General features: G+C 35.8%; 6 protein-coding genes and 2 pseudogenes. All 8 read right to left on the bottom strand.

The genetic code is table 11. The features are described 5' to 3' along the window. Positions 1-226, bottom strand: a 226-nt coding sequence (locus BLP68_RS21055; protein ID WP_330389259.1) for a hypothetical protein, incomplete at its 3' end; no start/stop codon positions are given. A gap of 486 nt (positions 227-712) precedes the next feature. After that, positions 713-1,567: pseudogene (locus BLP68_RS21050) on the bottom strand (IS3 family transposase); the annotation flags it as partial. 20 nt (positions 1,568-1,587) lie between these two features. Continuing rightward, complete coding sequence (locus BLP68_RS21045; RefSeq protein WP_091547713.1) at positions 1,588-1,875, bottom strand: transposase; 288 nt, start codon at positions 1,873-1,875, stop codon at positions 1,588-1,590. 192 nt (positions 1,876-2,067) lie between these two features. Beyond that, positions 2,068-2,853 (bottom strand): GNAT family N-acetyltransferase, encoded by a 786-nt coding sequence (locus BLP68_RS21040; RefSeq protein WP_091547711.1) that lies wholly within the window; start codon positions 2,851-2,853, stop codon positions 2,068-2,070. A gap of 235 nt (positions 2,854-3,088) precedes the next feature. Beyond that, positions 3,089-3,568, bottom strand: a pseudogene (locus BLP68_RS21035) (SF0329 family protein); the annotation flags it as partial. Between the two features lie 234 nt (positions 3,569-3,802). Beyond that, complete coding sequence (locus BLP68_RS21030) at positions 3,803-4,297, bottom strand: hypothetical protein (protein ID WP_091547708.1); 495 nt, start codon at positions 4,295-4,297, stop codon at positions 3,803-3,805. A 400-nt stretch (positions 4,298-4,697) separates the two neighbouring features. Next, the gene (locus tag BLP68_RS21025) at positions 4,698-5,504 is read right to left on the bottom strand and encodes a hypothetical protein (RefSeq protein WP_091547706.1); all 807 of its coding nucleotides are present in this window, start codon (positions 5,502-5,504) and stop codon (positions 4,698-4,700) included. Positions 5,505-5,835: 331 nt separating this feature from the next. Then, a partial coding sequence (locus BLP68_RS21020) for a nucleotidyltransferase family protein (RefSeq protein ID WP_143003146.1) occupies positions 5,836-6,085 on the bottom strand: 250 nt, incomplete at its 5' end.

The following is a 6,085-nucleotide window of genomic DNA, read 5'->3' as shown; positions in this document are numbered from 1 at the left end:
TATCTTTCTTTTCAATTCTTAGAAAATATTTTGTCCTATTATTGTTGCTAATTTCTTCTATCGCTAATAGAAGGTTCTTCATTGATTCATCTATTGTATGAGTCTTTAAATCTTGAAGGTAATACATGATTTTTGAATTTGAAAATAGCTGATGATGAGTATCCAAATCACTAACTATATGGTCACGTATAATCAAACGTTCTGTTTCCAATCTTATAAAACTCATTTATTCACCCCTTAAATATGTATAGTTATTGTTACGCACTTTCTTACTATTGTGTACTATCTCTTCTTTTCAATAGACCCCAAATAAAATCTCCGATATCACTATTTCCTATAACGTCTCCGTGTTTACGACGTCCCTGAACCGGACCCCAAAGCTAGACCGTCTTGGCGGAGCTTCGCTCCCGGTGAAGGGATGTGGTGCGCTGACCTTGCCCTCAAAACTTGCCCTCCCGCACCTTCCGCAAACATGTTGTTATGTGATCGTTGAGCCTTTCTCTCTTTTTCGGACACCGTTTCGTGAGCATATCTTAATATTAAGTTAAATATCTCAGATTTGCTTTCGATATCTCGGTTTTTGGAGTATTGCTTTGAGTAGTATACTTAAATTTCTAGTAATATCAAGGGTTAAATGAACGGCTATGCCGCCCTTGACATAACAAGTAATTCAAGTTGTTTTAGCACTAAGCAATCAATCCAAAACCTATATTTATGCTGCAAGATTCCAGTACCACATCTTTTTATAGGCAGCAGGAGTTATCCAACCTAAGGCTGCATGCCGCCTTTGGCGGTTATAATAGACCTCTATATATTCAAATATAGCTTGTTTAGCGGCTTCCCTGGTTCTAAAGGAATAAAAATTAGTACATTCGCACTTTAAACAGCTAAAGAAATTTTCTGCGCAGGCATTGTCATAGGGGTTACCTTTACGGCTCATGCTTTGACTTACGTGATTGACTTTTAACAGATCTTTGAAGTCATTTGAACAATACTGGCTTCCTCTATCTGAGTAAAATATTAATCCAGGTGATGGTTTCTCACGCCTTAAAGCTATCTCCATTGCCTTGATAACTAGTTCTTTGGTCATTCTGTCGCTCATAGCATAGCCAACTACGTCTTTGGTGCATAGGTCTTTAACAATGGCTGTATATAACCAGCCTTCCTCTGTCCAGTGGTAGGTAATATCCCCCACCCAGACGGTATTTGGTACTTTTATATCAAAGTTTTGGTCTAATAGATTTGGTGCTACTGCTAAATTATGATTGCTGTTGGTGGTTGCCTTCCACTTTGCTTTACGCTTTGATTTTATGCCGTTTTTCTTCATAATGCTATAGACTGTGTTGCGGCTGCAGGGGATTATTTCTTTTACCTCAGCCCAAATTGGATCAACACCCCATACTGGATACTTCCTGTGAATTCTTTTAATCTCTCTAAGTATTCTATTATGCTTTATTTCTCTTTGGGATGCAGGTCTTTCAACCCAGTCATAATAACCGCTTCGGGCCACTTCTAGTAAATTGCACATTTTCTCCACAGAATGCCCAGAAGCGTTTATTTTAATAAATTCATATTTAGTGGCATTTGTTACTTCTGTGGTTTTATGAAAATGGCTACTGACTTTTTTAGTACTTCGACTGTGTCCTTAGCGTCATCTAATTCTTTTTTTAGTTTTTTGTTTTCAGCTTCCAGTTCAACTAATTTCTTAGAAACAGCATCTTCATGCTCAGTGTTTGCTTTTACCCATCTTCTAAGAGCAGGTTCTGATACTCCAAGGTCCTTTGCTACAGCACTAATTGGTCGTCTTTTTTCTACAACCATTTTTACAGCACTAGCTTTAAATTCATCATCATACCTATTGTTATTACTTGACATTTTTAACACCCTTTCATGATTTAATTATACAATCACGATTCTGTGTCCGTCAAACTTGGTATGAGGCAGTGCTTGCACCCAGTGAGAAGGTGTGGTGCTGAACTTGCTCCGTGACGGTGCATACAGAGACCCTCTCCCTGATGGTGCTTCTTGCCCCTATCGAGAATGGCTTGTTAGTGGATGTTTATAAAACTATTTTTTATGAATAATGCTAAATGGATATTCTTTTAATTTCCTAAACCCTAGTTTTAGAGCTAATTTGTCTGATGGTATGTTCCACACACCACAATCCCATTTAGGTATCATAGATCGTTGTAGACACACATCAATTAGACATGAAGCAAGATATTTAGCTATTCCTTTTCCTCTATATCCTTTTTCCGTTCCAATATCAACCTCTACTTCTAAATCTTCTACTGATGCACTTATAGAATGTCCGATTATTTTGTTATCATCTAATAGGATATATCCAAATCCGTTTTCCATAAACAATTCTTTTGTTCTCCAAAAATTATATAGATCCCCATTATATTCAAAAACCTCATCAATGTTTTCCGAAGAAATTGCTTTCAATTTATATTCTAGATAGTCTCCTACACATGTATTATAATTATGTTCTATAAACTCATATTGATTTCTAGGATAATCTTCAATAACTACAGATGTATTCTGAAGCATTTTAACTTTCCACTCTCTAGGGATTCCAAACCAAAGTATTGGTAACTTATCTATAATAATCTTTTGAAGAAGAAATTTCTCTAATTTTTCACTAAAATCAGCACTTATATTTTTCCCTAACAAGTAGAACCAACCATTAGCAGTTAATACTCCTGCCACAGAAGGCTTATTTAAGCAATCTATATATGCTTTTCCTTTCTTTTTGTTAGATATTATTGCCTTCAATAAAGGGTAATGTGAGTTCCCTTCATTTAGTAAAGATTCTATGATTTTAAGTTTTTCATTGTCTATTTCAAACATATTTCTCAGATCTCCATTCTTTAGTTAAATGTCCACTAACGTTTCTGCCATTCCCGACACTTACCGCGCCCCAAAGCCTTACCCTAAGTGAGTGTGGTCTGCCCTGCCCCTCGACGGTGCCTACAGACCCTAGTGGGAATGGGCATGTTAGATGAAGTACGCTACCTCAATCCTTATTATCGTACCAAGACAATATACAATCAATAATCTTGTATCAATGACCAATTTTTTCAGCTTAGCACCTTATTTCAAATAATAACCTTACTAAACCATTATTTAATTCATCTTTATTAATTTTTTGAAGTCTTCTTTTTCCTAAGCGTCTATCAATCATTCCTAATGCTCTTACAACAATGTATTCTGAGATTATAATATCTTCAATTGGTTTTGAGATATACTCTTCTAATGCAGCATAAAAATATGTATCTGAATAAATGCCTTGTCTTTCCAATATTTTTTCTGCATAATCATATGCCTTATAGTATTCTTCCTTTTGATTAGGATCTCTCCAATCTGTATTCCCTGTTACTTCACGTATTTCGTCAGACAATTTATAATAACGAACCATCCATCTTAACTCAGATGCATCAAATATAGTAAATTTATCTAACTCAATCCAAAAATGTGATGCTTCATCATGAGCGTTTCTATAAACTGTCATATATACTTTAACCCTATCTCTTAACGAGTCACAAAATAATGATTCTACTTTTTTCTTTAACTTGCTTCATTGCATATAAAGCTTCCCTCCAAGTTCTCGATACAAAGTATTTCAGCTAACGTCTCCGTGTTTACGACGTCTCTGAACCGGACCCTAATGTCTGTCCCCTTGGCGGAGCTTCGCTCCCGGTGAAGGGATGTGGTGCGCTGACCTTCCCCTGACACGTGCCTGCCCGCACCTCCCGTAAACATATTGTTATAGGGAGTGGCAATAGACTTTTAAATAACTTTATCTACAATATATTCCAAAAACATTATTTGAAAACTCTCCAGCTGCGAAGATGATTATTTCATCTTCATTTTCCACTCTCCAAACATTAAACTTAAACGGTTGTCCATAAAGTGGATCTATAACATCAGCAACTTCTCCTGTGCTCTCCCATTTTTCTTTAAAAATGTCTATCCCATCAATTATAAATTTATCTTCAGTTGTACTTCCTACAAATCTCCACTTCATTTCCTTCCCCTTTACCAATAACTTCCAATTAAAGATATCTTTAAAGTCCTCATAACAATCGCAACAAATCCAATGATACTTGTCTTTTGTTGAATAGCCAATATTGAGTGAATCATTAGTCCCACATTCAGAGAACTTTTTCCAACAAAATTCACAATGGGCATGATCATTGTTTTTACTATTAATTTTAAATTCACTTTTATATAGTCTTTTATTTTTCAAATAGCTTTCTTGTCCTTGTAATCTCCAATCATTCTTAACATCCATAATTATATTCACCATCCCAAAACAAATAGAACTTCAAAGAATTGCTCTGGCATTGCCATTTCCTATAACGTCTCTGTGTTTACGACGCCTTCGAACTGGACCCTAAAGATAGACAGTCTTGGGGGTGCTTGCCACCCAGTGAGAAGGTGTGGTGCTTGACCTTCCCCGTAACACGTACCCGCAAGCACCCCTGCGTAAAAACATTGTTATATGGCGGAATCAATCAAAGTCCTCTGATAGAGCCCTTCCAATCCTCACTTTTCTTTTCAAAATTTCTAGCAATTAACTGCATATTATGTGAAGAATGCGTTTCTTTTTTTCATTTATATGGATTTTAATCAGTTGCGATTTTGATAACATTGGGATAAGAACCTCTAATTATGCTTACTGGGTACATGTATCATTGCACTGAAATTCCATATTTTTGCTCAAACATAGCGTTTGCTTTTTCTGCAAATATGCGTGGAGTCGTTTCTTCTGAGATACCAAGTATATCTGGCGTTGCTATCCATAGTATATAGCTGTTGATTAATAAACTGTCTTTTACCTTTAAATGTCTTCCATCTCTTACAAGCAGTCCATCTTTGGCAATTTTATCAGCATCAAAATAAAATCTGGCTCCTGCTATATATGGAGAATCAAAATTTAAATCGATTTTACCTTTCTGCCTCGATGATACTACTCTTTCCGCGCCTAATCCGCCATTCGTAAACATTATGTAGTCGCTGTAGTCAGGCGGGTCTCCAAATAACCGCCCGACAGGTGTATTTTCTTTCAAAAAGCTGAGTTTCTTCAGCGAATTCCACGATTTCAAATATCCGTCATGCATGATTGCATTGTAATTCTCTTTAGTAGTTGTGTGTATAAGTATTTTTCGTTCATATGGCCTTAAAAACCTATCTGTGTAACTTTGATTGCCATATACAGATTGTGCAGTATCCAAGTCCTTTTTATCAACAGCCAAAATTATGTTTTTATTGTATGATGATTGATACTGTATAAAATCGAATATTTGATGTTCCCAGTTACCGCCCTCTTTTGTAATAAATAGCCTGGATACTTCACCTTTTACGTACTGTAAAAGATTTAAATCTTTTGCTGTTTCCAATAATTTCAGCATAATCCAATCGTCAGTATATGGCAGATTATTTCTATATGGATTAGCTGAGATTTGAGCGAAATATTGGTCTGCATAATATATATTCATTAAGTTCACCTCATATCATTTAAACTATCAATACTTCATATTCTACTATTGCATCTATTCTATTTGTACAACTGCCATATGTAGTAATAACAAGTAGGCCTCCAAATTTTGATTATGTACACCCTTACCTTTCTGCCATATAACGGTCCCGCATTTGCGATGTCTTCGAACTGGACCCCATAGGAATACTACCTTGGCGGTGCTTGCACCCAGTGAGAAGGTGTGGTGCTGAACATTCCCGTAAAACGTACTTCCAGCACCTTATGCAAATGTATTGTTATCTGATGTATGCCATTTGCCAATTCAAGTTCTCTATATACACCAAAAGTCTTTAATCATAAACTACTTTTACCTCTGGCCACTTTTTACAAATCTGCTTGTCTAATACTCTCTTTAAAAATATTTCTTTTGTTATTCTCTTTGGATTCCTTCTTAATATCATATTAAATAAATCATTTAAACCATATGGGGCAAATATCTTTATTGATCCATCTTCTAACAATTTAACACCTATACTTGTTGCTGTCTCAGGCCATGTGGATATTGCGTCTTCACATGATACATATGGTTCTACTTCAAAC

It is taken from the genome of Alkaliphilus peptidifermentans DSM 18978, from assembly GCF_900101495.1.
Taxonomy (GTDB): domain Bacteria; phylum Bacillota; class Clostridia; order Peptostreptococcales; family Natronincolaceae; genus Alkaliphilus_C; species Alkaliphilus_C peptidifermentans.
Note: the sequence above shows the minus strand (reverse complement) of the source record. Positions and strands in the feature narration are given on the sequence as shown.